The 26,935-nt window shown below is 66.9% G+C and carries 24 protein-coding genes; 16 read left to right on the plus strand and 8 right to left on the minus strand.

The window, feature by feature from the left end; genetic code table 11:
• Positions 1-84 precede the first annotated feature (84 nt).
• The 10 genes from mdcA (at position 85) to SALB1_RS12170 (ending at position 9,677) form a co-directional block, all read left to right on the plus strand.
• Positions 85-1,743 (plus strand): malonate decarboxylase subunit alpha, encoded by a 1,659-nt coding sequence (gene mdcA, locus SALB1_RS12125; RefSeq protein WP_109994107.1) that lies wholly within the window; start codon positions 85-87, stop codon positions 1,741-1,743.
• Positions 1,743-2,669, plus strand: a complete 927-nt coding sequence (locus tag SALB1_RS12130) for a triphosphoribosyl-dephospho-CoA synthase (RefSeq protein WP_109994108.1) — start codon at positions 1,743-1,745, stop codon at positions 2,667-2,669. Before mdcA ends, SALB1_RS12130 begins: the two co-directional genes overlap by 1 nt.
• Entirely contained in the window at positions 2,650-2,967 is a 318-nt protein-coding gene (locus SALB1_RS12135; RefSeq protein WP_109994109.1) for a malonate decarboxylase subunit delta, read from the plus strand. The genes SALB1_RS12130 and SALB1_RS12135 overlap by 20 nt, the downstream gene beginning before the upstream one ends.
• Complete coding sequence (locus SALB1_RS12140) at positions 2,964-3,824, plus strand: biotin-independent malonate decarboxylase subunit beta (protein ID WP_109994110.1); 861 nt, start codon at positions 2,964-2,966, stop codon at positions 3,822-3,824. The genes SALB1_RS12135 and SALB1_RS12140 overlap by 4 nt, the downstream gene beginning before the upstream one ends.
• Positions 3,817-4,614: a biotin-independent malonate decarboxylase subunit gamma gene (mdcE, locus tag SALB1_RS12145; protein ID WP_109994111.1), complete on the plus strand. Its 798-nt coding sequence runs from the start codon at positions 3,817-3,819 to the stop codon at positions 4,612-4,614. The genes SALB1_RS12140 and mdcE overlap by 8 nt, the downstream gene beginning before the upstream one ends.
• Entirely contained in the window at positions 4,602-5,285 is a 684-nt protein-coding gene (locus SALB1_RS12150; RefSeq protein ID WP_199678784.1) for a malonate decarboxylase holo-ACP synthase, read from the plus strand. Before mdcE ends, SALB1_RS12150 begins: the two co-directional genes overlap by 13 nt.
• A complete protein-coding gene (locus tag SALB1_RS12155) occupies positions 5,282-6,223 on the plus strand; it encodes an ACP S-malonyltransferase (RefSeq protein WP_109994112.1) in 942 nt (313 codons plus the stop codon). Before SALB1_RS12150 ends, SALB1_RS12155 begins: the two co-directional genes overlap by 4 nt.
• A gap of 135 nt (positions 6,224-6,358) precedes the next feature.
• On the plus strand, positions 6,359-7,573 hold the full coding sequence (locus tag SALB1_RS12160; RefSeq protein WP_109994113.1) for a Bcr/CflA family multidrug efflux MFS transporter: 1,215 nt from the start codon (positions 6,359-6,361) through the stop codon (positions 7,571-7,573).
• A 157-nt stretch (positions 7,574-7,730) separates the two neighbouring features.
• Positions 7,731-8,645, plus strand: coding sequence for an NAD(P)-dependent oxidoreductase (locus SALB1_RS12165; protein ID WP_109994114.1), 915 nt, complete (start codon positions 7,731-7,733; stop codon positions 8,643-8,645).
• Positions 8,646-8,801: 156 nt separating this feature from the next.
• On the plus strand, positions 8,802-9,677 hold the full coding sequence (locus tag SALB1_RS12170; RefSeq protein WP_109994115.1) for a DMT family transporter: 876 nt from the start codon (positions 8,802-8,804) through the stop codon (positions 9,675-9,677).
• Positions 9,678-9,686: 9 nt separating this feature from the next.
• Here the strand turns inward: SALB1_RS12170 and SALB1_RS12175 are convergent, their stop codons facing one another.
• Positions 9,687-10,904: a VanZ family protein gene (locus SALB1_RS12175; protein WP_158590728.1), complete on the minus strand. Its 1,218-nt coding sequence runs from the start codon at positions 10,902-10,904 to the stop codon at positions 9,687-9,689.
• Positions 10,905-10,935: 31 nt separating this feature from the next.
• Positions 10,936-11,715, minus strand: a complete 780-nt coding sequence (locus SALB1_RS12180) for a CDP-diacylglycerol diphosphatase (RefSeq protein ID WP_158590729.1) — start codon at positions 11,713-11,715, stop codon at positions 10,936-10,938.
• A gap of 292 nt (positions 11,716-12,007) precedes the next feature.
• On the opposite strand from SALB1_RS12180, the gene SALB1_RS12185 reads away from it, so the two are divergent.
• The 3 genes from SALB1_RS12185 to ggt all read left to right on the plus strand — a co-directional run bounded on the left by SALB1_RS12185 (position 12,008) and on the right by ggt (position 16,017).
• On the plus strand, positions 12,008-12,976 hold the full coding sequence (locus SALB1_RS12185; RefSeq protein WP_109994118.1) for an aldo/keto reductase: 969 nt from the start codon (positions 12,008-12,010) through the stop codon (positions 12,974-12,976).
• A gap of 72 nt (positions 12,977-13,048) precedes the next feature.
• A complete protein-coding gene (locus tag SALB1_RS12190) occupies positions 13,049-14,035 on the plus strand; it encodes an aldo/keto reductase (protein ID WP_109994119.1) in 987 nt (328 codons plus the stop codon).
• 125 nt (positions 14,036-14,160) lie between these two features.
• Complete coding sequence (ggt, locus tag SALB1_RS12195) at positions 14,161-16,017, plus strand: gamma-glutamyltransferase (protein WP_255414387.1); 1,857 nt, start codon at positions 14,161-14,163, stop codon at positions 16,015-16,017.
• Between the two features lie 64 nt (positions 16,018-16,081).
• Here ggt and SALB1_RS12200 read toward each other — a convergent pair whose 3' ends face one another.
• Positions 16,082-16,642, minus strand: a complete 561-nt coding sequence (locus SALB1_RS12200) for a DUF2058 domain-containing protein (RefSeq protein ID WP_109994120.1) — start codon at positions 16,640-16,642, stop codon at positions 16,082-16,084.
• Positions 16,643-16,977: 335 nt separating this feature from the next.
• On the minus strand, positions 16,978-18,174 hold the full coding sequence (locus tag SALB1_RS12205) for an EAL domain-containing protein (protein WP_145961315.1): 1,197 nt from the start codon (positions 18,172-18,174) through the stop codon (positions 16,978-16,980).
• Between the two features lie 362 nt (positions 18,175-18,536).
• On the opposite strand from SALB1_RS12205, the gene htpX reads away from it, so the two are divergent.
• Positions 18,537-19,406: a zinc metalloprotease HtpX gene (gene htpX, locus SALB1_RS12215; protein ID WP_109994123.1), complete on the plus strand. Its 870-nt coding sequence runs from the start codon at positions 18,537-18,539 to the stop codon at positions 19,404-19,406.
• Between the two features lie 66 nt (positions 19,407-19,472).
• Here the strand turns inward: htpX and SALB1_RS12220 are convergent, their stop codons facing one another.
• The 3 genes from SALB1_RS12220 to SALB1_RS12230 all read right to left on the minus strand — a co-directional run bounded on the left by SALB1_RS12220 (position 19,473) and on the right by SALB1_RS12230 (position 23,131).
• Entirely contained in the window at positions 19,473-19,904 is a 432-nt protein-coding gene (locus SALB1_RS12220) for a CBS domain-containing protein (RefSeq protein ID WP_109994124.1), read from the minus strand.
• Positions 19,905-20,039: 135 nt separating this feature from the next.
• Positions 20,040-20,693 carry a DUF6655 family protein gene (locus SALB1_RS12225; RefSeq protein ID WP_145961316.1) on the minus strand — a complete coding sequence of 218 codons (654 nt, stop codon included), beginning with the start codon at positions 20,691-20,693 and terminating at the stop codon, positions 20,040-20,042.
• 197 nt (positions 20,694-20,890) lie between these two features.
• Positions 20,891-23,131, minus strand: a complete 2,241-nt coding sequence (locus SALB1_RS12230; RefSeq protein ID WP_109994126.1) for an NADP-dependent isocitrate dehydrogenase — start codon at positions 23,129-23,131, stop codon at positions 20,891-20,893.
• Positions 23,132-23,850: 719 nt separating this feature from the next.
• Between SALB1_RS12230 and SALB1_RS12235 the strand changes: the two genes are divergently transcribed.
• Positions 23,851-25,035: an MFS transporter gene (locus SALB1_RS12235; protein ID WP_109994127.1), complete on the plus strand. Its 1,185-nt coding sequence runs from the start codon at positions 23,851-23,853 to the stop codon at positions 25,033-25,035.
• Positions 25,036-25,235: 200 nt separating this feature from the next.
• Positions 25,236-26,111, plus strand: a complete 876-nt coding sequence (gene pdxY, locus SALB1_RS12240; RefSeq protein WP_109994128.1) for a pyridoxal kinase PdxY — start codon at positions 25,236-25,238, stop codon at positions 26,109-26,111.
• Positions 26,112-26,113: 2 nt separating this feature from the next.
• On the opposite strand, the gene murI is transcribed toward pdxY, so the two are convergent.
• The gene (murI, locus tag SALB1_RS12245) at positions 26,114-26,926 is read right to left on the minus strand and encodes a glutamate racemase (RefSeq protein WP_199678786.1); all 813 of its coding nucleotides are present in this window, start codon (positions 26,924-26,926) and stop codon (positions 26,114-26,116) included.
• Between the last annotated feature and the right edge of the window lie 9 nt (positions 26,927-26,935).

The raw sequence follows: 26,935 nt of genomic DNA on the forward strand, positions 1-26,935 counted from the left end.
GTTAACGAAGCTAACGCGAGCTTGATTGATCCTCCGGTGGGCCGATTCTATCGTCGGCCATCCCGGCTCAGGCGATGCGGTGGCATGATTCAAGACAACGATACACGCAACTGGAACACGCGCGGTGAGGACAAGGCCGAGCGCCTGGCGGCGGCCGCCGGCCACCTCGAGGGCAAGCTGGCCCGGCGCGAGGCCATCGCCGATATTCTCTACGCCTGCATCCGCTCGGGCGACCGCGTCATCGCGGAAGGCAACAACCAGAAACAGGCCGATTTCCTGTCGCGTGCGTTGGCCGAGCTCGACCCGGCGCGCGTGAACAACCTGCACATGATCCAGCCGAGCGTGGGCCGGCCCGAGCATCTGGCGGTGTTTGAAAAGGGCATCGCGAAAAAACTGGATTTCGCCTTCTCCGGCACCCAGAGCCACCGCATCGGCGCGCTCATGATGGACGGTACGATCGAGGTCGGCGCCATCCATACCTACATCGAGCTGTACGCCCGGCTGTTCGTCGATCTCACGCCGCGCGTCGTGCTCACCGCGGCGTTCAAGGCCGACCGCGAGGGCAATCTCTATACCGGCCCGTCGACCGAGGACACGCCCGCGCTGGTCGAGGCCGCGGCGTTTTCCGACGGCATCGTGATCGCCCAGGCCAACGAGATCGTCGACGACGTATCGGATCTCGACCGGGTGGATATCCCGGGGTCCTGGGTCGATATCGTGGTCGAGGCGGACCGGCCGTTCTACATCGAGCCGCTGTTCACGCGCGACCCGCGCAACATCACGCCGGTGCAGATCTTCATGGCGATGATGGCCATCAAGGGGATCTATGCCGAACACGGCGTGACCTCGCTCAATCACGGCATCGGCTTCAATACCGCGGCCATCGAGCTGCTGCTGCCCACCTTCGGCGAAAAGCTCGGCCTGCGCGGGCGCATTGCGAAGAACTGGGTGCTGAACCCGCATCCGACGCTCATTCCGGCGATCGAATCGGGCTGGGTCGAGTCCGTGCACTGCTTTGGCACCGAACTCGGCATGGAGCGCTATGTCGCGGCCAGGCCCGACGTGTTCTTCACCGGCGCCGATGGCTCGCTGCGATCCAACCGTGCGTTCTGTCAGCTCGCCGGCCAGTACGCGGCCGACATGTTCATCGGCGCCACGCTGCAGATCGACCCCGACGGCAATTCCTCGACCGTGACCGAGTCGCGCGTGTCCGGCTTCGGCGGGGCGCCGAATCTGGGCAGCGATGCCCGCGGGCGGCGACATGCCACACCGGCCTGGGCCCATCTCGCGGGGCCGGACGACAAGCTCGGCCGCGGGCGCAAGCTGGTGGTGCAGATGGTCGAGACCTTCCAGGCCGGCCTGAAACCGACGTTCGTCGACCAGCTCGACGCGGTGAAAGTCGCCGAGAAAGCCCATCTGGCGGTGGCCCCGGTCATGGTCTACGGCGACGACACCACCCATTTGCTCACCGAAGAAGGGCTGGCGTATCTGTACAAGGCCGAATCGTTGGCAGAGCGGCGTGCGATGATCGCGGCCGTCGCCGGGGTCACGCCGCTGGGGCGGTCGGCCGATCCGCGGATCAGCGCGCGGCTGCGCCAGCAGGACAAGATCCGCCTGCCCGAGGATCTGGGCGTGGCGCGCGCCGAGGCCACGCGATCGCAGCTCGCCGCCTCCAGCATTGCCGACATGGTCGACTGGTCGGGCGGGCTTTACGATCCACCACCGCGCTTCCGGAGCTGGTGATGCGGCGTCTGGATTTCGATGCCGCCGGCGCTGCCGGGCCGCGCTCACCGGCACTGGATCTGGCCGGCATGGCCGTGGCTGCGCTGCGCGACGAACTCGACCTCACGCCCAAACCGGGGCTGGTGGACCGGACGACGACCGGCGCGCATCGCGATATGGATCACGCCTTGATGACGGCCTCGGCGCTGGCACTGGAACCGGGCTTCGCCGCGATCGCGACCGCTGCTGCCGGGGAGGCCGATGCGGCGGCCCTGCGCGCGGCGCTGGGCGTGGCCGGCCGAGAGGCCGAGGCCGCGATGATGCAGGCTACCCACGGCGTGAACACGCATCGCGGCGCGATCTGGGCGCTCGGCCTGATCGTGGCGGCCGCCGCGGCGACGCCGCGGCGGCAATGGCAAGCGGTGCCGCTGCTCGGCTGGGTCGCCTGGATGGCGGCGATCGACGATCCGGTGGCGGCGTCGATGCGTCGGGCATCGCACGGTACGCGCGTCGTGGCGCGCTATCGGGTGGCCGGCGCGCGTGGCGAAGCCATCGCCGGTTTTCCGCAGATCGTTGAAGCCGGGCTGCCGGCATTGCATGGCGCCCGCGCCCGCGCCCGGGACGCCGACGAAGACTCGGCCCGGCTGGACGCGCTGGCGGCGATCATCGCCGTGCTCGACGATACCTGTGTGCTGCATCGGGCCGGCGCCTCCGGCCTGGCCGCGGTACAGCGTGCGGCGGCGGCGGTGGCCGCGCACGGGGGCTCGGCCCGCGTGGCCGGCCGCACGGCCCTGGCCGAACTCGACGCCGTTTTTCTGGCGCACAACGCCTCGCCGGGCGGCGCCGCGGATCTGCTGGCGGCCACGCTGCTGGTGGATCGCCTCGAAACCGCAGCCGGATTCCGTTCGGACCTGCAGGAGACAAACCATGCAAACGCTATCGCTTGATTATCCGGCCGGCGAACCGCCAGCACGCCGCGCGCTGGCCGGTGTCGTCGGCTCCGGCGATCTCGAAGTGCTGCTCGAGCCGGGCGCGGTCGGGCGCGCCACGGTGGCGATCAAGACCTCGGTCGACGGTGTCAACGACATCTGGAAAGCCGTGATCGATCGCATCTTCGCCGATGGACAGGCCCCGGCCGTGGCGCTCGAGATCAACGATTTCGGTGCCACTCCCGCTGTGGTGCGGCTGCGTATCGCCCAGGCCATGGAACAGGCCGCGCGCCGGGCCGACGGCGGTGCGGCATGAATACCGCCGAATTGCTGGCGCGCGAGAGCTTCGTCGAACTGCCGGCCCGGGCGCGCGTCGAGTGCCTGCTCGATGCGGGCACGATGCGCGAGCTGGTCGGGCCGTTCGAGCGCCAGACCTCGCCCTGGCTGCCCAAACAGGACATCGTCACCCAGGCCGATGACGGCGTGATCATCGCCCGCGGCACCATCGACGGCGTCGATGTGGTCGTGGCGGCGATTGAGCCGGCGTTCCAGGGCGGCTCGATGGGCGAGGTCGGCGGCGCCAAGATCGCCGGGGCGCTGGAGCTGGCGGCCGAGGATGCCGCCGCCGGCAAGCCGGTGGTGCCGGTGCTGTTGCTGGAAACCGGCGGGGTCCGGTTGCAGGAGGCCAACTGCGGGTTGGCGGCGATCGCGGAGATCCATGCCGCGATCGTGGCGCTGCGCGCGTTGGTTCCGGTGATCGGCGTGATCACGGGGCCGGTGGGGTGTTTCGGCGGCATGTCGATCGCCGCCGGGCTGTGTTCGCATCTGATCGTCACGCGCGAGGCCCGGCTGGGCCTGAATGGCCCGCAGGTGATCGAACAGGAAGCCGGCGTCGAGGAATTCGATTCCCGCGACCGGCCGATGATCTGGAGTCTGCTCGGCGGCGCCCAGCGCGCGGCCACCGGCCTGGCCGACGAACGCACGGATGACGATCGCGCCCGGATTCGCGCGCGCATTGCCGCGGCCGTGGCCGCCGGCCCGACGCGGCTGGCGCGTACGGCCGATGTCGCGGCCTGGGACCGCTTGCTCGAAGCGATCGATCCGGCCGAGCGCGCCGAGGCCGGCGTCGTGCGCGAGGTTTTCGCCCGACATCTGGGAGGCCGTCATGAATGAAGCCCCATCCCTCGGCGCCGAGTGGCTGTCGGCACTGGTCGGCGAGGCCCCGGTGCAGTCCGGCTATCCGGCCAGTGTGCGCGTGGTCGACGGCCAACTGGCCGGCCGGGCCGCTCGCTTTATTGCCGTCGTCCCCGACCCGCACAGCCGTTACCCGCGCGCCCGCAACGGCGAGGTCGGCCTCGCCGAAGGCTGGGCGTTGGCCCGTGCCGTGCGCGAGGCAATGGCCGCCGACGACAGCGCCGATACCCGGCGCGTGATCGTGGCCGTGATCGACGTGCCCAGTCAGGCCTACGGCCGTACCGAAGAAGCCTATGGCATCCATCAGGCGCTGGCCGCGGCGGCGGAGGCCTATGCTCGGGCCCGCCAGGCGGGGCATCCGGTGATCGGGCTGATCGTCGGCCGGGCCATGTCCGGGGGCTTTCTGGCACACGGCTATCAGGCCAACCGGTTGCTCGCGCTGTCCGGCGAATCGGTCCAGGTGCATGCCATGGGCAAGCAGGCCGCGGCGCGCATCACCCAGCGCAGCGTTGAAGGTGTCGAGGCGCTGGCCCGGACTATCACGCCGATGGCCTACGATATCGACAGCTATGCCTCGCTCGGCCTGTTGCATCGCCGGCTGGATGTGGCGGCGGAGGATACGAGTCAGGTGGCCGTGGTGCGTGAGGCCCTGGTGGCGGCGGTCGCCGATATCGGGGGTCGCACCGATCTGGCCGATCGTTTCGACGACCAGGGCCGACCAGCCTCGATGGCGGTTCGGCGCCGGCTGCGGGAACAGTGGGCCGGCTGACCGATCTCGCCGGCGGTGATTACAGCCAGCCGCGGACGGTAGGCGCGGCGTTCCGTCCGCATGATCTGGTGCAGATCGCGCCGGCGGCGCTGACACCGGATGCTCCCGCGTGGGCGCATGCCGTGGTCGCCCGCGGCGAACCGGTGGTGGTGCGACGCGGGCATCGCGATACGACGACCCTGCCGGTCGGCGTTCGCGGGGCGAGCCGTGATCGACGCTTCGCCGCCCGTGTATCGCCCTCGCGGTTGCGGGGCGATCCGGTCACGCCGGAATCGCTCGTCGACGGGCCCGACCCGGCGCGGGCCGCGCGCATCCCGGCCCTCGCCGTGCTGCCGGCGCTGCGCGCCGCGATGGCGCCGTGGCGCGGCGCCTGGGGCATCGGCGGGGCCGTGGGTTACGAATTGGCCTGCGGGGCGGCGGCTTGTCATGCCCAATCCGATCTCGATCTGATCCTTCGTGTTGGCCAGACGCCGGCACCGGCCGCGCTGCGCGCGCTGGCCGAACGCCTGGCCACGCTGCCGGTGCGCTGCGACGTCCAGCTGGAAACGCCGGCCGGCGGCGTGGCCTTGGCCGATTGGCTGTCGGCGTCGCCGCAGGTGCTGATCAAATCGGATCAGGGGCCGTATCTGGCGGCCGATCCCTGGGCGCTCATGGCAGGCTGTACGTCATGAGCGTGGTGTTCACCTTTCCCGGGCAGGGGGCGCAGCGCCCCGGCATGCTCGCCGACTTGCCCGACAACGACGTCGTGGCCGAAACGCTGGCGACCGCCCGCGCCGCGCTCGGTGAAGACGTGTGCGCCCTGGATACGCGCGCGTCCCTGGCCGACACCCGGGCGGTGCAGATCGCGCTGTGCGTGGTGGGGGTCGCGGCCGCGCGCGATCTCATCCAAGCCGGCGCCGCGCCGGCCGCCGTGATAGGACTTTCCATTGGCGCCTGGCCGGCGGCGGTGGTCGCGGGCGCGATCGATTTTGCCGATGCGCTGCGGCTGGTGGCCGAACGCGGTCGCCTGATGGGCGAGGCCTATCCCGAAGGCTATGGCATGGTCGCCGTGATCGGCCTGTCGGTCGCGGCGGTCGGGGCGTTGCTCGATGAACTCAATATCGGGGCCGGGGCGGCCGACACCCTCTATCTGGCCAATGTAAACGCCGATCAGCAGATCGTGGTCGCCGGCGCCGATACCGCGCTGGCCCGGCTCGAACAGGCGGCTGCCGACACCGGGGCGCAACGGGTGGTGCGACTGGACATGGCCGTGCCGTCCCATTGTGCGTTGATGCAAACGCCGGCCGGCCAGCTGGACGCCATGGCCCGTGACGTGACTTTCCGCGAACCGCGGCTGGCTTGCTTCTCGGCCAATCGGCGTCGGCGCTTGTGGACCGGCGCGGAGATCCGCGACGATCTGGTGTGGAACATGGCGCGAACGGTGTATTGGGCCGATACCGCGCGCATCGTCGCCGAGGCCGGCTTCCGGCTGGCGGTGGAAATGCCGCCCGGCCACACGCTCACCCGCCTGCAGCCGCCGCTCGATCCGCCCGGCGAGGCGATCGCGCTGGCCGATACCGGCCGGGCGAACACGCGCGCCCTGGTTGCGCGTGTCCAGGCCGGTCTATAGGGGCGTTTGCCGTTTCGACGGTCGCAGCGCGCGGCTGGCATACTACGCGTCGCTTGAATCGGCGCGCCGCCGCTCGCGGCGAACAGCCCGCGCGCTTGTCTCACCGTCCGCCGGCCGGTGCAAGGAGTTCTCTCGATGACCGAAACCGCCCAGAGCCGGGGCGAGCACGTGCTCATGGTCTGCGTGCTCGGCCTGCTGACGGCCGTCGCGCCGCTGTCGATCGATACCTATCTGCCGGCCATGCCGGCACTGGCACGCCAGTTCGCCGTCGACCCGGCCCATGTCCAGTACAGTCTGAGCCTGTTCTTCGTGGGGTTGGGCTTCGGCCAGTTGCTCTATGGTCCGGTATCGGACCGGCACGGCCGGCGCCCGGTGCTGTATTTCGGGCTGGCGTTGTATCTGGTGGCGAGCCTCGCCTGCGCGTTGTCGATCTCGATCGATATGCTGATCGTGGCGCGCCTGGTGCAGGGGTTGGGTGCCGCGGCCGGGCCGGTGATGGCCCGGGCCATCGTGCGCGACCGTTTCCAGGGCTCGAAGGCGGCCAGTGTGATGTCGTTCGTGGTCATGGTCATGGGCGCCGCACCGCTGATCGCGCCCATGATCGGCAGCATGATTCTGTTCTTCGGCGAATGGCAGCTCATTTTCTGGATGCTTCTGGTCTATGCCATCGTTGCGCTGGCGAGCATTGCGCTGCTGTTGACCGAGTCGCATCCGCAGCGTCGGCGGGTGCGCGACCGCAGCCTGGTGTCGCAATACATCGGCTATCTTTCGCTGGTCACGCGGTTGCCGGTATTTCTCTATCTGGCCTGCGGCTCGCTGATGTTCGGCGCGCTGTTCTCGTACGTGGCCGCCAGTTCGTTCGTGTACGTGAACGAATTTGGCGTGGACGAATCGCTGTTCGGTTTCTATTTCAGTACCAACGTCGTGTCGATGCTGATCGGCACCTTCACCAACGGGCGCATCGTCCAGCGTTTCGGCTATCGCACGCTGCTTGGCGTGGCGGTGGGCAATACGCTGGCCTGTGCCCTGATTCTGCTGGCGACCACATTGACCGGTTTCGGCGGCTTCTGGGGCGTGGCGGTGCCGTTGTTCTTCCTGTTGTCGACGGTTGGCGTTGCCGGGGCGAACACGGTCGCCGGGTTGCTCGATCTGGCGCCCGACGCCGCCGGCGCGGCATCGGCCCTGTTCGGCGTGTTCCAGTTCGCCTGTGGCGCCATCGCCACCTGGGGCGTGGGCCTGATCGGCGGCGATGCCCGGGCCATGGCGATCGTGATGACGGGCTCGGCCGGGGCGGCGTTTCTGGCGTATATGGCGCTGCGCCGCTGGGCCCCGGCGCCCGGCGACACCTGAGCGGCCGGTCCCTGCGGCTCGCGGCGATCGCCCGCGGGGGCGGGTGAGGCTTTGCCAGCGGCGGCCGGCATGCAACGAATGGCGGAGGGATGAACACGGCCATGGCAGCGGTTGCTATGTCAGGATAGCTGAATTGTCGTACCCGAGATGAACGCGCATGTCCCTTCGTATTCTTTTTACCGGCGGCTCCGGCAAAGCCGGCCGCCATGTGGTGCCCTATCTGCTCGATCGCGGCCACACCGTGGTCAACATCGACCGGACGCCGCTGGATGACCCGCGAGTCCACAACCTGACCGCCGACATCACCGATTCAGGCCAGATGTTCAATGCATTGACGGGCTATGCGCATCTCGGCGAGCTGGAACAGGCCGAGGGCGGGCCGAAGCCGTTCGATGCCGTGGTTCATTTCGCCGCCATCCCGCGCATTCTGGTCACGCCGGACAACGAGACCTATCGCATCAACACGGTGGGCACCTACAACGTACTCGAAGCGGCCACCAAGCTCGCGGTGCGCAAGATCGTGTTCGCCTCCTCGGAGACCACCTACGGCGTCTGTTTCGCCGAGGGCGAGGTCAAGCCGGAATTCCTGCCGGTCACCGAAGACCATCCGACCCGGCCCATCGACAGCTATGCCATGTCCAAGCTCTGCAACGAGGCGACCGCGGAAGTGTTCGCCCGGCGCAGCGGCGCGGATATTTATGGCCTGCGTATCGGCAATGTGATCGAGCCGCATGAATACGCGACTTTTTTCCCGCGCTATTTCGACGACCCGTCGCTGCGCCGCCGTAATATATTCTGCTACATCGACGCCCGCGACCTGGGTCAGATCGTGGATCGCTGCCTGGCGACCGACGGGCTGGGCTACGAGGTTTTCAACGCCGGCAACGATGACAACTCGGTCGACCTGACCACCACCGAGATCATTGAGGAATTCTATCCGGACGTGCCGGTGACCCGGGAGCTGGGCGAATACGAAGCACTGTATTCGAATCGCAAGATCCGCGATCTGCTGGGCTTCGAGGAACAGCATCCCTGGCATCGCTACGTGCGTTCGCCTCGACAGGACGACTGAGCCCGGGGGCAGGCCTTGCGCGCCGGCGGCGGGCGGGCAGCGATTCGCCGTTGATTCACGGCCCATCCGGCGATCGGACGGTAATGCACTGACGCACCGCGCGCCCGCGACGACCGACTGGTAGTATCGCCGGTCGAATCCATCCGTCGCTGTGTTATGTCGAGTTCTCGTCACACCGGCCTGGCGAGCCTGTGTGTGCTCCTTGCCGGCTCACTCTGGGGGGTGTACTGGGTGCCGGTCCGTGCGCTGGCGAGCGCGGGCCTGGTCGGGGCTCGAGGCTCGCTGCTGGTGGCGGGGGTCGCGTTTGTACTGTTGCTGATGGCCATGTGCGTTGTCCGTTCGCGCCCGGGCCGGATCGATCCGCTCGGTCTCGGTGCCAACGCCGCGGGTGGCGCGGCCTTCATGCTGTATTCGGTGGGTCTGGTGGAAGGGCGGATCAGCGCGGTGATCCTGTTGTTCTACCTGACGCCGGTATGGACCACTCTGATCACGGCGTTCGTGCTGCGCTGGCCGGTGCCGCGGCTGCGCTACGCGGTGATCGGGCTCGGCCTGATCGGGCTCGTGCTAGTGCTGGGCGTGCACGACGGCGTGCCGTTGCCGCGTGCGGTGGGCGAATGGCTCGGCCTCGCGGCGGGCGCGCTGTGGTCGTTGGCCTCGGTCGGCATGCGGGTGCGCGGTGAAATGCCGCCGCTTGCCGGCAGCACGGTGTTCGCCGCAGGCGCGTTGATCGCGGGCGGGCTGCTCTGGCTGGTGCTCCCGATGGCGCCGGATGCGCCCGCCATCTCGTTCGATGCCGTATCCGCCGTCTGGGTGGTGGCCGCCGCATTGATCTGGTGGATCGGGTCGATGCTGGCGCTGGTCTGGGCGGCTGCCCGTCTCGAACCGGCCCGGGTCGGCATTCTGCTCATGAGCGAAGTGTTGGTCGGCGTGGTTTCGTCGGCGCTCTTCACAAACGAGACCTTGACCGCCGCCCAGATCGCCGGCGCCGCGCTGCTGCTGGCGGCGGGTCTTCTGGACGCCTTGTCCGGTTGAGTGGGTGGCCTATTCGGCTGCCGGTGGTGTATCGCGTACGGGCTTGATTCGCGCCCCGGCCGCGGTTTGGCCCGTCCCCGGGGACACCGCTAGCCAGCCGAGTACCGTGGCGGCGCCGAGCGCGATCACCGCGTCGGTAATCTCGGCCGAACGGCCAGGCAGGTGGGTTTCGAGCACGCTGGTGGCGAACAGCCCGGCCGCGACCAGGGCGCCGGCGACGGCATGACGCGGGCCGGCCACGGTGATGAGCCAGACCAGGCTCGAATACAAAAAAACCTTGTCGGCCAGCGCCTGGGTATTGGCGGCCATCGATCCGTGCAGAATCGAGAAGAAGGGCAGCCAGCCGAATGCATGCCCGATCGGCTGCCAGTCGAAGGGCAGCAGGCGATCGCCGACGATCACCAGGCCCAGCAGTACGGCCAGCACACCGCCGGCCCATGCCCGCTGCCGGGTCGACAATACCAGCCAGGCGGCGACGGCGACCGGCAGCGCGACGAGTTCGGACAACGACAGCCGGTTGTGGGTGATGAGGATCTTGGCCGACAACATCGCGAGCATCACGGCCACGAGCAACCAGCGGCTGCGCCGGCGCCCGGCCAGATCGCGCAGCAGGGCCGCCACCACCGTCCAGGTGACCGCGTAGGACACGACGTCGAAGCCGTGCACGCTGGGATGGATGACGACCGGCTTGATCGCCCGCCAGTAGGCGTGCAGGTCGATCGTGGGCACGTAGGGAAAAAGGCGGCAGGCGAGAAACGACAGCAGCAGCAGTGCGGCGGTCTGGCGTGCCGGTGAATTCATGTCGCCGGGCCGATCCAGCCACCGGGTCAGTGGCAGCGCCAGCAGCGCGCCGAACAGCGTACCGGCCACGTTCGCATAGACATCGGTGAGCGTGGTGACGCGGCCGGTGTCGAAGAACTGGCTGATCTCGATGCCCACACACAGCACGGTGCCCAGCCCGGTTGCCCACAGTACCTGCCGCCATGCGGGCCGTGCGTCATTCTGTGCCGCTACGCAAAACAGGCTCAGCGGGACATACAGGCCGATGTTCGCGATCAGGCCGGAAAACGGCTGATCGCGCATGTGGTCGCTGAGAAACAGTGTCCGGACCGCGGCCACCGGCGAGCCGCCGTGGAAAGCGAAGGGATAGAGCGAGCCATAGACAATGAAGATTGTCGCCGCCAGGCTGGCGTACACGAAGCGACGAGGCGAATTGAGCGACGGCATGACCGCTAGTCTAGCCTTACCGGCGAAACGCTTACGGGGCGCGAAAGCGATCAATGCCGGGCAGCACGCCACAGGCATGCGAGGACAGTTCCTCGGCCGAGCCGAAGTTGCCCGCGAGTCGATGCGTGCGCGTGGCAAGCAATACGGGGCCGGCACCGTTGACCGCGGTCAGCGCCATGCCGTAGTCGCCCATATGCTGTCGCGCATGGTCGTGGTCAGCCAACAGCCGCACAGCGCTCTCGCGCTCGAGCCGGTTGATCGAAACCCGGCGGGCGATGTAGCGATGTCCTTGCAACGGTCGCGGCAGGGCGGCCCACTGCCGGCCGATCCGGTGCGCCATGGCGGTGAGCCGCTGCTTTACCATCGGATCGATACAGGAGATATGGATGTGCAGTTGGTTCTGGGTCCGCCCGTGGGGCGAGTTCAGGGCCAGCAGGATGTCATCGTCGGGGACCCGGTGCCCGAAACGTTGGGCCATGACACCCCGGTTGCGCCATGCCTCGGCGAAATAATGGGGCGTGCCGGGCGCGAGCACGGCCGGGCTTTCGATTCCGGTCACGCGCCGGGTTGGAATCAGCAGATACTGCAGCGGCCCTACGAGATCCTTGAGCAGCGCATAGCCGCCGGCGGTATCGACGCGCGCGCAGGGGCCGGTGCCGTGATCAGCCCGGGCGGCGGGTACGCATTTGTCGTGCACGATATGCCAGAGCGCATTGGGATCGTGCGCGCAGGCGGTGCCCGCGGCGATCATGCCCAACAGGCCGATCGCGGCCAGTAGCACAAGTGCGACTCGTGGGCGTGAAGGGCGCATGACGTTCGACGGCGGTTCGAGGTGACCGAGCTTAGCGCAAGTGCCATTGGTGTAGCACGGGATGCGTACGCGCCATGTTGCGTGCATCATGCACTCAGTTGCTCCGGGCCTGGAGGCCGGGCATGGCTTTGACGGTTGGTCGGCCTTGCAGGCAGGGGCTGCCGCTGATTCCGGACCCTCGAGTGCGCTGGCGTGCCTCGGCGTCTGTCTTGACTCGAGTCGCTCACGGCCGCCCGGGCGATCGGCGTCGCCGCGATCTTGCTATCGAATCGAACCATCCAATGGAGTGACCATGGAATACCGCACACTGGGTCTGACCGACCTCAAGACCGCCCCGCTGATTTTCGGCGGTAACGTGTTCGGCTGGACGCTGAACGAAAAAGACAGCTTCGACATGATCGATGCCTGGCTGGATGCGGGCTTCAACATGATCGATACCGCCGACGTCTACTCGAAGTGGGCCGAGGGCCACGCCGGCGGGGAATCGGAAAGCCTGCTGGGGCGTTATTTCGCCGAACGCGGCAATCGCGATCGCATCGTGCTGGCGAGCAAGGTGGGCATGGAGATGCCCGGTCAGGGCCAGGGGCTGTCGCGCGACTGGATCACCACCGCGATCGAGAACTCGCTGCGGCGCCTGAATACCGATTATCTCGATCTGTACTTCGCCCATACCCACGACGACAGCACGCCGATCCACGAAACCATGGCGGCTTTCGATCGGTTGATCGCCGACGGCAAGGTTCGCAACATCGGGGCATCCAATTACGATGGCTCGCGCCTGGTGTCGGCGCTGGGCGCGGCCCGCGATCTGGAGGTGCCGCGCTATGAAGTGCTGCAGCCGTTCTACAACCTCTACGACCGCTTCGACTTCGAGAATGATCTGGCCGAGATCTGCCGCGAGCACCAGCTCGGTGTGACCCCGTACTTCGCGCTGGCCAGCGGTTTCCTGACCGGCAAGTACCGCAGCCGCGCCGACGCCGAAGGCCGTGCGCGGGCACCGTTCGTGGACAAATACTTCGACGCGCGCGGCATGCGCATTCTCGATGCGCTGGACGCAGTGGCTGCGCGCTACGAGACCACGCCGGCCGCGATCTCGCTGGCCTGGCTGATCCAGCGGCCGAGCGTGACCGCGCCGATCGTGTCCGCGACGTCGATGTCCCAGTTCGACCAGCTGGTCGCCGCGACCTCGATCACCCTCGACGAACAGGCCCTCGCCGCGCTGGATGAAGCGAGCGCCACCGCGCCCGAAGAACGCGAATAATCAACCCACGGCCGGTCGCGTCGCGCCCACGGCGCGGCCAGCTATCCATCCGTCAATGCTCAGGAGGACGAGATGAGCGATTTCAAGCATTCCGGACCACGCCTGGACCGCATGGGATTCGGCGGCGCGCCATTAGGCGATATGTTCGCCCATTCCGACGACGACCGCGCCCGCGAGACCCTGGCCACTGCCTGGGATCATGGTATCCGGTATTACGATACGGCCCCGCATTACGGCGCCGGCCTGTCGGAGCAGCGCTTCGGCTCGTTCCTGGCGCGCCGGCCGCGTTCCGAGTACGTGTTGTCGACCAAGGTCGGGCGTGTGCTGGAGCCCGCCGACGCGCCCGAGGCCACCGGCCCGTTCGTGGGCGGACTGTATTTCAAGCGCCGCATGGATTATTCCTACGACGGCGCCAGGCAGGCCGTGCACGACAGCCTCCAGCGCCTGGGCGTGGGCTATCTGGATATCGTCTATATCCACGACCTGTCGCCGGACGCGCTCGGCGACGCCTGGACCGAGCATTTCGCCACCGCGATGTCGGGCGCGGCGGTCGCGCTCACGGAAATGCGCGACCAGGGCCTCATCCATGGCTGGGGCCTGGGCGTGAATACCATCGAGCCGTGTCTGCGCACGCTCGACGAAGCGGACCCGGATATCTTTCTGCTGGCCACCCAGTACCATCTGTTGAACACGGCCGGTGCCGACGCGCTGTTTCCGCGCTGTCTGGAGCGGGATGTCAGCGTGGTAGTCGGGGCGCCGTTCGGCTCGGGATTGCTCGCCGGCGGCGATCACTATCTGTACGAAAAGGCCGCCGCCGAGCCGGTCCGCATTCGCGATCGTATGGCCGAGATCTGTGCGGCGCACAATGTCGACCTGAAGGCCGCCGCGCTGCAGTTCGCGGCCGCGCACCCGGCGGTGGATTCGATCATCCCGGGCGCGAGCAAGCCCGAACGCATTCCCCAGAACAAGACGTTGTTCGAGACCGATATTCCGGCCGAGCTCTGGGCCGAGTTCAAGCGCGAGGGGTTGTTGCCGGAATCGGCGCACGTGCCGGACTAGGGCGTCCGCGTCCGCGCCTATCGGGATAGGCTCCAAGACCGCTTTTAGCGTCTTGGATGCCACCCACCGAGCCGGCCCGATCAGCCCGATCGGGCCGCTTTTTTTGGACCGGCGGGGTGCTGGCGATGGAACGGGCGGGCTATAGTGCCCCCATCATTCAGATCATGATCGGTTTCATGCACAAGGAATTTCGGCGCTGTCTTCGGCTCATCTGCGCCGCGGGGGTTGTGGCTGTTGCGCTTGTTGGCAGCGGGGTCGCCGGCGCCGCCAGCACGAATGCTTCCGGCATTGCCGCCAGTGCGCTGGACGTCACCGCGCCGCCCACCACGCGGGCCGCCCTGGCAAAAGCCAAACCGGTGACCGCCCAGCACGCGATGGTGGTGACCGCACAGCATCTGGCCACGCGCGTCGGCGTGAAGGTGCTCGCCGACGGCGGCAATGCGGTCGATGCCGCCGTGGCCGTGGGCTATGCACTGGCCGTGGTGCATCCCTGCTGCGGCAACATCGGCGGCGGCGGTTTCATGGTACTGCATCTGGCCGGCTCGACCGATCACCCGGCCCGGAATCTGTTCCTCGATTTCCGCGAGAAAGCGCCCGAAAAAGCGACGCCCACGCTGTTCCAGGATGCCGACGGCAACGTGGTCAAGGGCCGCAGCACGAAGACCTATCTCGGCACCGGCGTGCCCGGCACCGTGATGGGGCTGGAACAGGCCCGCCGTCGTTTCGGTACGATGAGCCGGAAGCGCCTGATGGCGCCGGCGATCAAGCTGGCGCGCCAGGGCTTTACGCTCGACCAGGGCGACGTCAATATCCTGCACGAACGCAGCGACGATTTCGCCGACCAGCCCAACGTGGCGAAGATATTCCTGAACCATGGCCAGCCCTATCAGGTGGGCGATACGCTCAAGCAGCCCCAACTGGCGCACACGTTGTCGCTGATCTCGAAGCGCGGCACGAAAGCCTTCTACCAGGGCCCCATAGCGAAGGCGGTGGTCAAGGCCAGCAAGGCCCATGGCGGTATCCTCACCATGCAGGATTTTGCCGATTACACCGCCCCCTGGGGCAAGCCGGTCACCTGTGGCTACGAGGGCTACACCGTGGTTTCAACGCCGCCGCCAAGCTCGGGCGGCACCACGATCTGCGAGATTCTCGGCATCCTGGATCCGTTGCCGCTGAAAAAATGGGGCTATGGCTCGGTCAAGACCTCGCATTACCTGATCGAGGCCGAGCGGCGTGCCTTCGCCGACCGCAATACCTATCTCGGCGATCCGGCGTTCGTCGACAACCCGATCGGCAAGCTGCTGTCCGCCGATCACCTGAATCGTCTACGCGGCGACATCGACCCGGACAAGGCGACGCCGTCGTCACGGATCCACGGCAGCCTTGGCCCGCGCGAGGGCCAGCACACCACGCAGTACTCGGTGGTCGATGCCAAGGGCAATGCGGTGAGCGTGACCTATACCATCAATTATCTGTTCGGCAACGGTCATATCGCCGGCAACACCGGATTCTTCCTCAACAACGAAATGGACGACTTCACCGCCAAGCCCGGCGTGCCCAACTCCTTTGGCCTGGTGCAGGGCAAGGCGAATCAGATCGAGGGCGGCAAGCGGCCGTTGTCGTCCATGTCGCCGTCGCTGGTGCTCAACAACGGCGATCTGTTCATGGTGACCGGCAGCCCCGGCGGTTCGACCATCATCTCGACCACGCTCGAGAGCATGCTCAACGTGATCGATTTCGGCATGAACATCCAGCAGGCGGTCGACGCGCCGCGAATCCACAATCAGTGGTTGCCGGATCACACCAAGGTCGAGCCGGGCTATCTGACCGATGCGGTGAAACAGAAACTGGAAGCGATGGGGCACAGCTTCGACGTGGTGCGCTCCTGGGGCGCCGACGAGGCGATCCGGCGACGTCCGGACGGCGCGCTCGAAGGCGCCAACGATCGCCGGCGTCCGGCGGGCCTGGCGGCGGGGTACTGATCCGGCGCGTGTCGCCCGGCAGGCCGGCGGTGCTCGGCCACGGCCGTTGGGGCCGTGGCCGGGCTCACCACATCAGGTCGTCGGGGACTTCATATCCGGCGTAGGGATCGTCCGGATCGGTCGGGCGCTTGTCGGCTTCGGTGATGCGCGATACCGCCTTCGGGACCAGCGCCTCCAGGCGCTCGGCGGTCTCGACGTCGACCAGTGAGGTCTGCCCGTCATAGCGCACGATGGCCAGTCGGCCGTCGGCCAGCCGCCGACGCTGGTCGCGGCTGACCGGCAGGCGGCGGATCTTGCCCTTGACGGTATAGCTGTAGGGCGGCTCGTCGGCTTCCGGCGCCTCGATGGCGATGCGGTTCTCGTTGATGATCTGGATCACCTGGCGCTTGCGCTCGCGCTGCTGACGTTCGGCGTTGGCCGCTTCCGCGCGCTTGCGGTCGGCTTCGCGCTTCGCGGCGGCCGCGGCCTCGACTTCCTGCGACAGCTTGCGCTGTTCCTCATCGCCGGTATGGCCCGCCCGGCGTGCCGCCTTGTTGCGGCGCGCCTTGTCGTGGCGTGCCTTCTTGGCCTGTTTCGGCTTGGCGATACCGGCCTTGAGCAGCTGGTCCTGTAGCGACTGACCCATGGTGATGCGTCGATTGCGGTAGATCGGGGGACTATTCTAGGGCCTGTGGCCGTTTCGTACACGTGCCGCGTTGGAGACCGCAAATCCGTCGAGACAAGGCGCGCGTCGCAGGTCGTGGCGAGCCACGATCAAGACGCGCAACGCCGTATCGGCGGATTTGCGGCCCAACCCTTCGGGACAAGCGCTGTTTTGCGGCAATCCAGCGTTGTAGCTCTCTCACGTAGAACGACTACGCTACGTTCGCTACGCCTCGTCTTGCCGCAAAACAGCGCTTGGCGCGGACGCGGACGAAACGGCGACAGGCCCTAGGCCTGTGGCCGTTTCGTACGAGGCCGCTACCAGTCGATGTCGCAGCAAAGGACCTGCGTCGGCGGGTTGCCGCGCGCGATCGAGAGCGTGACACACATGTAGGCGCCCGTGCTCGACAAATAGGGGCGCGAGGTCTGCAGGCGGTACGGTTCGGCCATGGCGGCGCGGAAATACTGGCGTCGATACCAGGTGCCGCCCGAGGTGTCGGTGATCGGACCGGCATGGAAGATGCGGCGGGTACGCAACGAACGGCCGTCGACATGCATGGTCTGTTCGCCGCGCTCGTTGAGAATATAAAAGCGCGCGGCGCGCGCCAGGGTCATCAGCTGGCGCGCGGCGGCATGCGGTGCCTCGCCGCGGCCGATGCGCTCGACGGCGTCGCGGAAGGCCTCGGCGTAGGGCGCAATGCGATCCGCCTCGATGCGCTCCTCGATCGTGGTCGTGGTCTCGAAATGACGGGTGATATCGCTGAGTATCGGCAGGCCGTCGATCTCGAGGTGATTAATTTCGCGCGACGGCCGCGCGAAGTAGAAGCCCTGGACAAAGTCGATATCGGCATCCATGGCGAGCAGTGCCTGCTCATGCGTCTCGATACCTTCGGCTAGTACCAGGGAGCCGGCTTCGTGAATCAGCGACACGAGGTTGGGCAGCATCTGCCGCAGCCGGCCGGTGCGGTGTTGTTCGGCTTCCACGATCAGGCTGCGGTCGAGCTTGATGATGTCGGGCGCGAGCCGCCAGATACGGTCGAAATTGGAATGGCCGGTGCCGAAGTCGTCGAGGGCGACCAGCGCGCCGATGGAGCGGAAATAGTCGACGGCGGCGAACAGCTGCGGCTCGTCGTCGATCGCGCCCTCCACGATCTCGATGACCAGACGCTGCGGCGGTACGCCGGCCTCGCGCAACGCCCTCGTGAGCGTTCCGTCATGATACCAGCGGTCGGCGATGGTGCTGGGGTCCAGGTTGAGGAAAAGCCAGCGTTCTTCCGGCGCCTGGGCCGAGAAGTTGCGGATGTGCAGGCTTTGGCAGAGCGTATCCAGCAGGCGAATGTCGCCGCGCTCGGCGGCTTCCCGCATGACATCGGCGGGTGCATGCGCGTGGTTGTCGACATCCGTCGAGCGCAGTAGCGATTCGAAGCCGACGCTGCGTCGGTGGCACAGGCTCAGAATGGGCTGGAAGACGCTGTGTAGCTGGTAACCGTTGTACTGCGCCGTGATCGCGTTCATGGCAGCTGCGGCGCCCGCCACTGGCGCCCGGCCGGAGCACGGCTCGATACGCGCAAGTGCGCGTGTCGGCCTGGCGGTCCGGCCCGGTGGCGACAAGGCGAAGGCGAAAGCGGATCGGTCATGGCTCGTCTCGGTAGACCAGGCCGGCGATTGTCCCGGTCACGCCGCTCATCGGGCCTCGTGGGTGGGCTGGGGTATCGATGGCGTGCACGTCTTGTCGCGTATTGTCACGGACTGTTAATGAAGGATACGCGCAAGATCGGGGCGAATCGAGCATTTCGTACGTCATCTTGATTCGGTTGCGAACGCCGCTATCTTGAGCATGAGTGTTCGGGTTGCTTGTTTGAAAGAGGGTGCTAGAAATGAATGCGTTGCGCACGACCATTCTGCTGGCCGGCCTGACCGCGTTGCTGGTTCTAGTCGGGGGCGCGCTCGGCGGCCGTGGTGGCATGGTGCTTGCCCTGGTGATCGCGGCGGCGATGAACTTCGGCAGCTACTGGTTTTCCGATCGCATGGTGCTGAAGATGCACGGCGCCCGCGAAGCCTCGGCCGCGGAGGTGCCCGAGCTGTATAACGTGGTGCGCGAGTTGGCCCAGAGCGCCCATCTGCCCATGCCGCGCGTCTACGTGATGGAATCCGATACGCCCAACGCCTTTGCCACCGGTCGCAGTCCGTCGCATGCAGCGGTGGCCGCAACCACCGGCCTGCTGCGGATCATGAACCGCGATGAGTTGCGTGGTGTGCTCGCCCACGAGCTGGCGCATGTCCGCCATCGCGATACGCTCATCAGTGCCGTCGCCGCCACTTTCGCGGGCGCAATCACCATGATCGCGAACATGGCGCAGTGGGCGATGCTGTTCGGCGGTTTCCGCGGCAGCGACGATCGCGAAGGCGCGGGCGGCATGATCGGCGCCTTGGCGACGATCATACTGGCGCCGCTGGCCGCCGCCCTGATCCAGATGGCCGTGTCGCGGTCGCGCGAGTTCGCGGCCGACAAGGGCGGCGCCGAAATTTCGGGCAGCCCGATGGGGCTGGCCAACGCGCTGCGCAAGCTCGAGCAGGCCAATGAGCAGCACCCGATGTCGTCGGCCGAGCGCAATCCGGGCACGGCGCACCTGTTCATCGTCAACCCGTTGGCGGGCGTGAACATCGGCAAATTGTTCTCGACCCATCCGCCGACCGAGGAGCGCATCCAGCGGCTGGAAGCGATGTCCGGGCGCGCCCGGATGTAGTAGCCGCCGGTGCCGGACGAAAAGAGGCCGCCGATCAGCCCGGCGGCCTTTTTCGTGCGACGGGCCCTAATGCCCGGTAATGTAATGCTCGAGTTGCTCGATCATGAATTCCTTGTCGGCGATCACCCCTTTGACCAGGTCGCCGATGGAGACCAGCCCCACGAGCTTGTCGTTGTCCATGACCGGCAGATGCCGGAAACGCTTGTCGGTCATCAGCGCCAGGCATTGCTCGATTTCGGTGGAGGGGGCGATATAGGCCACACGCTGGGTCATCACGTCCTGCACCGGGGTCTGTTTCGATGACCGGTTCTCCAGTACGAGCTTGCGGGCATAGTCGCGTTCGGACAGCAGACCGACGAGGCGGCCGGCGTCCATCACCAGCACGGCCCCAATGTTCTTGTCCGCCATCAGCTGCAGCGCATCGTATACCGAATCATCCGGCGCCACCGTCCAGATATCCGATGGCTTGTCACGAAGTAAATCGTTGATGGTTGTCATGGCTGATCTCCTCCCTAAATCGTGGAATCAGGATCGTACCGTGTTCGCGTTCCCGATAACGAGTGGTGCGGCGCGGGCATCGCAAAAAATAGCCCGGCTTGAGAAGCCGGGCCATTGCGTTCGGAACGGGCGGACCTAACCATTGTTGACGGTCTTGGGTTTTTTGGGTTTCTCGCTATTCATCCGGGCCTGTTGCGTGGGTGTCAGCAGATTCTGATGCTTCCAGCTGATGCCCATGATCGATGACTTGTCGTAGTGAGAAAAGCCGTAGACCGGCCCGACGACATCCTGCATATCGCCGGTCTTGGCGTTATAGAACGCAATGCCGAATTTGGCCACGCCGGTGCGGCGCGCTTTCTTGTAGAAGGCGATCTCTGGCGTGCTCACCGTCCCGGTCAGCGGGATCGGGATCGGAATGCTGGGAATGCCGAGCATGGTGTTGGCCTGATCGATCGACAACGCGCCGTTGCTCACCAGCGCGATCGTGTCTGCCTTGTCGGCCGAACCGACGAGCTTGTAGCCATCGGCCAGCAGTTGCGACTGGATCTGCGCGATGGCGTATTTCGTCTTGTATTCGGCGTCGTCCGTGAACTCGCTGGAATCCACATAGATCGCGTTGCCGCGGGGCACGTTGGGCTTGATCTGGGCGCTGGCGCGATCGGCCGCGGTGGACAGCATGAGCTGCTCGCGAGCCGTTTGCGTCGGCTGGGTCTCGCGCACGGTCGTGCAGCCGGCCACGGTCAGGCACGCACCCACGATAGTCCCCGTGACCAGGATCCTTTTCGGCATTGAATTCATATTGGGAGCTATTAATTCGACGGGCTATCGACCGTACCAGAGCGGTGTGTCCAAAGCGAAAACGGGCGTCGAATCCGTGCCTTATGCGCGCGCATCCCGAAGGCGCCGGCGGGCATGAAAAAGGCCGGCGCCCGGCGAAGCGAGCGTCGGCCCTGGATCGGCCGCAAGCCGGCCGGTTGCTGACCGGGCTATTTCCGGTTCGCGGCGACCATCGCGATGGTCTGGTTGAGCGTGGCGCTCGGGCGCATCACTTCGGTGGCAAGCTGCGGATCCACGAAGTAATAGCCGTTGAGGTCGACCGGTTCGCCCTGAACCGCGTTCAGTTCCTCGACGATCTGGTCCTCGTTGGCTTCAAGCGCATCCGCCAGTTCGGCGAACGTCCCGGCGAGCTCGGCATCGGCCTTCTGGTCGGCGATCGCCCGGGCCCAGAACATGGCCAGGTAGAAATGGCTGCCGCGGTTGTCGAGTTCGCCGACCTTGCGCGAGGGCGACTTGTTCTCCGACAGGAAGCGGCTGGTGGCCTGGTCCAGCGCCTCGGCCATGACCTTGGCGCGTTCGTTGTCGAAGGTCTTGCCGAGATGCTCGAGCGAGGCGGCCAGGGCGAGGAATTCGCCCAGCGAATCCCAGCGCAGGTGATTCTCCCGCTGAAGCTGGCGCACATGCTTGGGCGCCGAGCCGCCGGCCCCGGTCTCGAACAGCCCGCCACCGGCCATCAGCGGCACGACCGACAGCATCTTGGCGCTGGTGCCCAGCTCCATGATCGGGAACAGGTCGGTGAGGTAGTCGCGCAGCACATTGCCGGTCACCGAGATCGTGTCCCGGCCGGCGCGTACGCGTTCCAGCGTGTGGTTCATGGCCTCGACCGGTGCCATGATCCGGATGTCCAGGCCCTCGGTGTCGTGCTCGGGCAGATACTGCTTCACCTTGGCGATGATCTGGGCGTCGTGGGCACGGTTCTCGTCCAGCCAGAATATGGCCGGCATGCCCGAATCGCGAGCGCGGGTGACCGCCAGCTTGACCCAGTCGGCGATCGCCGCGTCCTTGGCCAGGCACATGCGCCAGATATCGCCGGCATCGACTTCGTGCTCGAAGACCACGTTGCCGGCGCTGTTGGTCACGCGGACGGTGCCGTCGGCCGGGACCTGGAAGGTCTTGTCGTGCGAGCCGTATTCCTCGGCCTTCTGCGCCATCAGGCCGACATTGGGTACGGTGCCCATGGTGGTCGGATCGAAGGCGCCGTTTTTCTTGCAGTCCTCGACCACGGCGGCATAGATGCCGGCATAGCAGCGGTCCGGAATCAGCGCCTTGGCTTCGTGCTGGTCGTCGTCGGCGCCCCACATCATGCCGGAGTCGCGAATCATGGCCGGCATCGAGGCATCGATGATGATGTCGTTGGGCCAGTGCAGCACCGAGATGCCGCGGTGTGAATCCACCATCGCCAGCGGCGCCGATTCCTCGTTGACCTTCGCGATCTCGGATTCGATCGCCGACAGCTTGTCGTCGGGCAGCTGCTGGATGTTCTTGTACAGATCGCCCAGGCCGGAGCGCGGGTCGAAGCCGACCTCGTGCAGCGTGTCGCCGAACTTGTCCATCACGTCCTTGTAGAACTGGGTGACCACCCAGCCGAACATGATCGGGTCGGAGACCTTCATCATCGTGGCCTTGAGATGCACCGAGAACAACAGGTTCTTGGCCTTGGCATCGGCGATCTCGCGATCGATGAACGCGCGAAACGGTTCGGCATGCATGGCCGCGGCATCGACCACTTCACCCGCGGTCACGGCGATGTCCTTCTTGAGGACCCGCGCATCGCCGGATTTCGGGTGCAGGGTGACCGTGAGCTTGTCGACGGCGTCGAACGTGGCCGACTTTTCGGTGGCGTAGAAATCGCCGTCGTCCATATGCGCAACTTCGGCCTTGTTGTCCGGCTCCCAGGCGCCCATGCGATGCGGGTACTTGCGCGCATAATCCTTGACCGAGGCCGGCGCGCGGCGGTCCGAGTTGCCCTGGCGCAGCACCGGGTTCACGGCACTGCCCTTGACCTTCTCGTAGCGCTCGGCGATCTCTTTTTCCGCGTCCGTTTCCGGTTCTTCCGGATAGTCGGGCAACGCGTAGCCGGCGTTCTGCAGCTCGGCGATCGCTTCCTTGAGCTGCGGCACCGAGGCGCTGATGTTGGGCAGCTTGATGATGTTGGCCGACGGATTGGCTGTCATCTCGCCCAGCTCGGCCAGGTCGTCGGCGGCCTTCTGCTCGTCGGTCAGATAATCCGGAAAGTGGGCGATGATGCGCGCGGCCAGCGAGATGTCGCGGGTCTCGACGCGGATGCCGGCCGAATCGGTATAGGCATCGATGATCGGCAGCAGCGAATGCGTGGCCAGGGCCGGGGCTTCGTCGGTGAGCGTGTAGATGATCTTCGGCGTGTCGGACATCGTCGCGTTTCAACCTCGCAGAGCTTGTGTGTCATCCCGTGGGGATGGAAATGTTGATAGCTTGTCGCAAGCCGGGTCGGCGCTGTACGCCGCCGGCGAATGACCTTTCTCATTAAAGGCCGGGTGTTTCGTTGTACGGGTCAGCCGAACCGCCCCGGGGCCGCCGGCCACCGAGATGGTTGGCCTGTGCAGCTATTGTACGGCACGTCCGCCGGGCCTTGGCCCTCGGGGCGGCCGCGCGCTGCGTTATCCAGGGGCGCTATTCTAGCGCGTCATCGGTCTCGACGCTGATCGCGCGGGCGCGGCGCCGGCTGCTCGCTCGGGCGCCTGCCGTATTGCTGGCCTGTCGGGCCGCGAGGCAGGGCGTGCGTGAGCCGCGTCGGACGCCGGGCAAGCGCGTCCCGCGGGCGCGCCCGACGCCGCCCGATCGCGCGTTCGCGCGTTCGCGCCATTGAGGGCGGGCGCAAGCCGAACAAGACTGGTGCCGTACGACGCGCCCGCAGAATGGGGCGGGGCCCGGTTCGCGAAAACGTACCGGCGCCGTCGCGGCGTGGCGGGCGGCCGATTTCCGTTGTTTTATCGTGGGACCGATTCCGGCGCGAATGCGTCGCAAAGCGTGCCTAAATTATTATTTAAGACTTTAGTATTAGGCTCGGGGCGTGTATTCTACGTTTCGATTCCCTTGGCCCGTGTCGGGCTTTTTCCCTTCGATTTCGCTTATGCCGAACAGAGTGCTTCAAGTGCTGGTGTTCGTGGCGCTGGCGACCGGTGGTTTTGCGATCGGCACGACCGAGTTCGGAACCATGAGCCTGCTGCCGCTGATCCAGCGCGCATTCACTGTGGACGAATCGACCGCCAGCCATATCATCAGTGCTTATGCGCTGGGTGTGGTGGTCGGGGCGCCGATCATCACCGTGCTGTCCGCCCGGATTTCGCGCAAGCCGCTGCTCATCGGGCTGATGGCCGTGTTCGCCGTGGGCAACGGCCTGAGCGCGCTGGCGCCGAGTTATCACTGGCTGATCCTGTTTCGTTTTGTCAGCGGTCTGCCGCATGGCGCTTACTTCGGCCTGGCCTCGTTGATGGCGGCCTCCGTGGTCCGGCCGCATCGCCGGACCCAGGCGGTGGGCTACGTCATGCTCGGGCTGACGCTGGCGACGATTCTCGGCGTGCCGGCGGCGACCTGGCTGGCGTCGCTGGCGGGTTGGCGTGCCGGTTACTGGACGGTAACCGCGATCGCCATCGCGGCCGGGGTGCTGATCGCCATCTTCGCGCCGTATCAGGGCGCGCACAGCGATGCGCACCCGCTGCGCGAGCTGACCGCGCTGGCCCGGCCCAATGTCTGGTTGACGCTGTCGATCGGCGGCATTGGTTTCGGCGGCGTGTTCGCGGTGTATACCTATCTGACGACCACGCTCACGCACGTCACCCACATGTCGAGCGCGCTCGCCCCGGTGGTGCTCGCCGTGTTCGGGGTGGGCATGACCATGGGCAACATGATCGTGCCGCGCTTTGCCGATCGGGCACAAATGCCCACGGCAGGCGCGATGCTGGTCTGGAGCCTGGTTGCGCTGCTGGCCTTCCCGCTGGCCAGCAATGACGGTATCGCAGTCACCATCGACGTGTTCTGCATCGGCTTTGGCGTGTCGCTGGCGGCTATTCTGCAAACCCGGCTGATGGATGTGGCCGGTGATGCGCAGAATCTGGCGGCGGCGCTGAACCACGTGGCGTTCAACTTCGCCAACGCGCTCGGCCCGTTCCTGGCCGGGCTGGTCATCGCCTTCGGTTTCAGTGCCGAGATCGCCGGCTATGTCGGCGCCGGTCTGGCTGTCGCCGGCCTGGCCATGTGGGGGCTGACGTGGCATTACGATCATCGCGTCGGCCATGTGCCGAACGCGGTGTCGTAGGTCGCGACTGCCGTCGTTTCAGTCGGCCCCGCGCCGGCGGACGCCTGGGCTGGCCGGTTCGGGCCGCAACGCCGGGTCGCGACAGGTGGCGATCGCTCCCGCAAGGCGGGCGGCAGACGTCGGCGACCTCCTGCGCTACGCTGCGCCGTCCGGTAGCCGACGAATCGGCACGTCGCAGCGAACAGGGAGAGCCGCACGACATGAGCGAGATCATTTCCATCCAGAGCCATGTCGCCTATGGCTACGTCGGCAACCGGGCCGCCGTATTCCCGTTGCAGCGGCTCGGATGGGACGTCACGGCCGTGAACACGGTGCAGTTCTCGAATCACACCGGCTACGGCCGTTTCACCGGCGAGGTGTTCTCGGCCGCGCACATTCGCGAGGTGGTCGATGGCATCGAGGCGCTGACAGGCTTTGCCGGTGTGCGGGCACTGCTGACCGGCTACATGGGTGATCAGGCCACCGGGGCGGCGGTGCTCGATGCGCTGGCGCGGCTGCGGGCCGCGCATCCGCAGGCGCTGTATTGCTGCGATCCGGTGATGGGCGATACGGGCCGCGGTTTTTTCGTGCGCGATGGCCTGCCGCAATGGATGCGCGATCACGCGCTGCCGGCGGCCGACATCGTCACGCCCAACCAGTTTGAACTGGCCTGGCTGGCCGATCGCGACATCACCACCCGCGACGACGCGGTGACCGCGGCGGCGGCGCTGCGCAGGCGCGGGCCGAGGGTGGTGCTGGTCACGTCGCTGGTGGTCGACGACAGTCAGGCCGACCGCATCGCCATGCTGGTGGACACGGCCGACGGCAGTTGGCGGGTTTCCACACCGCTGATCCACTTCGATCCCCCGCCCAACGGCGCCGGCGACTTCACCGCCGCCGTGTTTCTGGCGGGCTGTCTCGAGCTGGGGCTGGGCGGCGACGGCCCGGCCCGCGCTCTGGCTCGCACGGCGGCGGCCGTGCGTATCCTGTTCGAGGCCACCCAGGCAGCCGGTGGTCGCGAACTGGCGCTGATCTCGGCCCAGAACGAGATCGCGGCGGCCTCCGGCGATACGGTAGCGATCGAGCGGCTGCGCTGAGGTTACAACGCGCTTGCCGGCGCGAGTCCGAAGCGCGCCAGGCCGGGGATCAGCGCGGTGCAGGCGGCGGCGTCGCCCGTCGTCACCGTCACGCCGGCGGGTGCATGCGCCGGCCAGTCCTGATGCGTGAGCAGCGCAGCACAGCGCCGGGCAATGCCTTCGGCGCCGTCGACGAATTGCATCGCGGCGGGCGCTGCGCGCCGCAGCGCATCCCCGGCCAGGGGGAAATGCGTACAGGCGAGCACGACGGTGTCGATGGCGTCGCCGCCCGGTTGAGCGAGTAGGCCGGCTAGCGCGTGGCGTGGCGCCTCGGGGTCGGCGGCCATCTCGTCGCGCAGCATCGATTCCACGTAGTCGACCAGGGCCGGGGCGCCGTGGCGCAACACGCGGCAGTCGCCGGCAAAGCGTTGCGCCAGATCGTCGACGTAGGCCTGGCGTACGGTGGCGCGCGTGCCGAGCACGCCGATCACGCGGCTGGATGAGCGTTCGGCGGCCGGCTTGATGGCCGGCACCGTGCCCACCACCGGGGTCGCGAGCACGTCGCGGACCGCGGCCAGCGCGATGGTGGAAGCCGTATTACAGGCGATCACCACAAGACAGGGGCGATAGCGCTCCACCAGCCGGCCGAGCAGGGCCGGAACGCGGGCGGTGAGTTCGGCCTCGTCGCGTTGGCCGTAGGGGTAGCCGGCGCTGTCCATGGCATACACCAGCGGCGCCCGCGGCAGCCGGGCCCGAACCGCGGCGAGCACCGACAGGCCGCCCACACCGGAGTCGAAGATCAGGATCGGGGCATGGGCGAAAATGCGACCGGACACGATGGGGAC

The sequence above is a fragment of the Salinisphaera sp. LB1 genome (assembly GCF_003177035.1).
In the GTDB taxonomy this organism is placed as follows: domain Bacteria; phylum Pseudomonadota; class Gammaproteobacteria; order Nevskiales; family Salinisphaeraceae; genus Salinisphaera.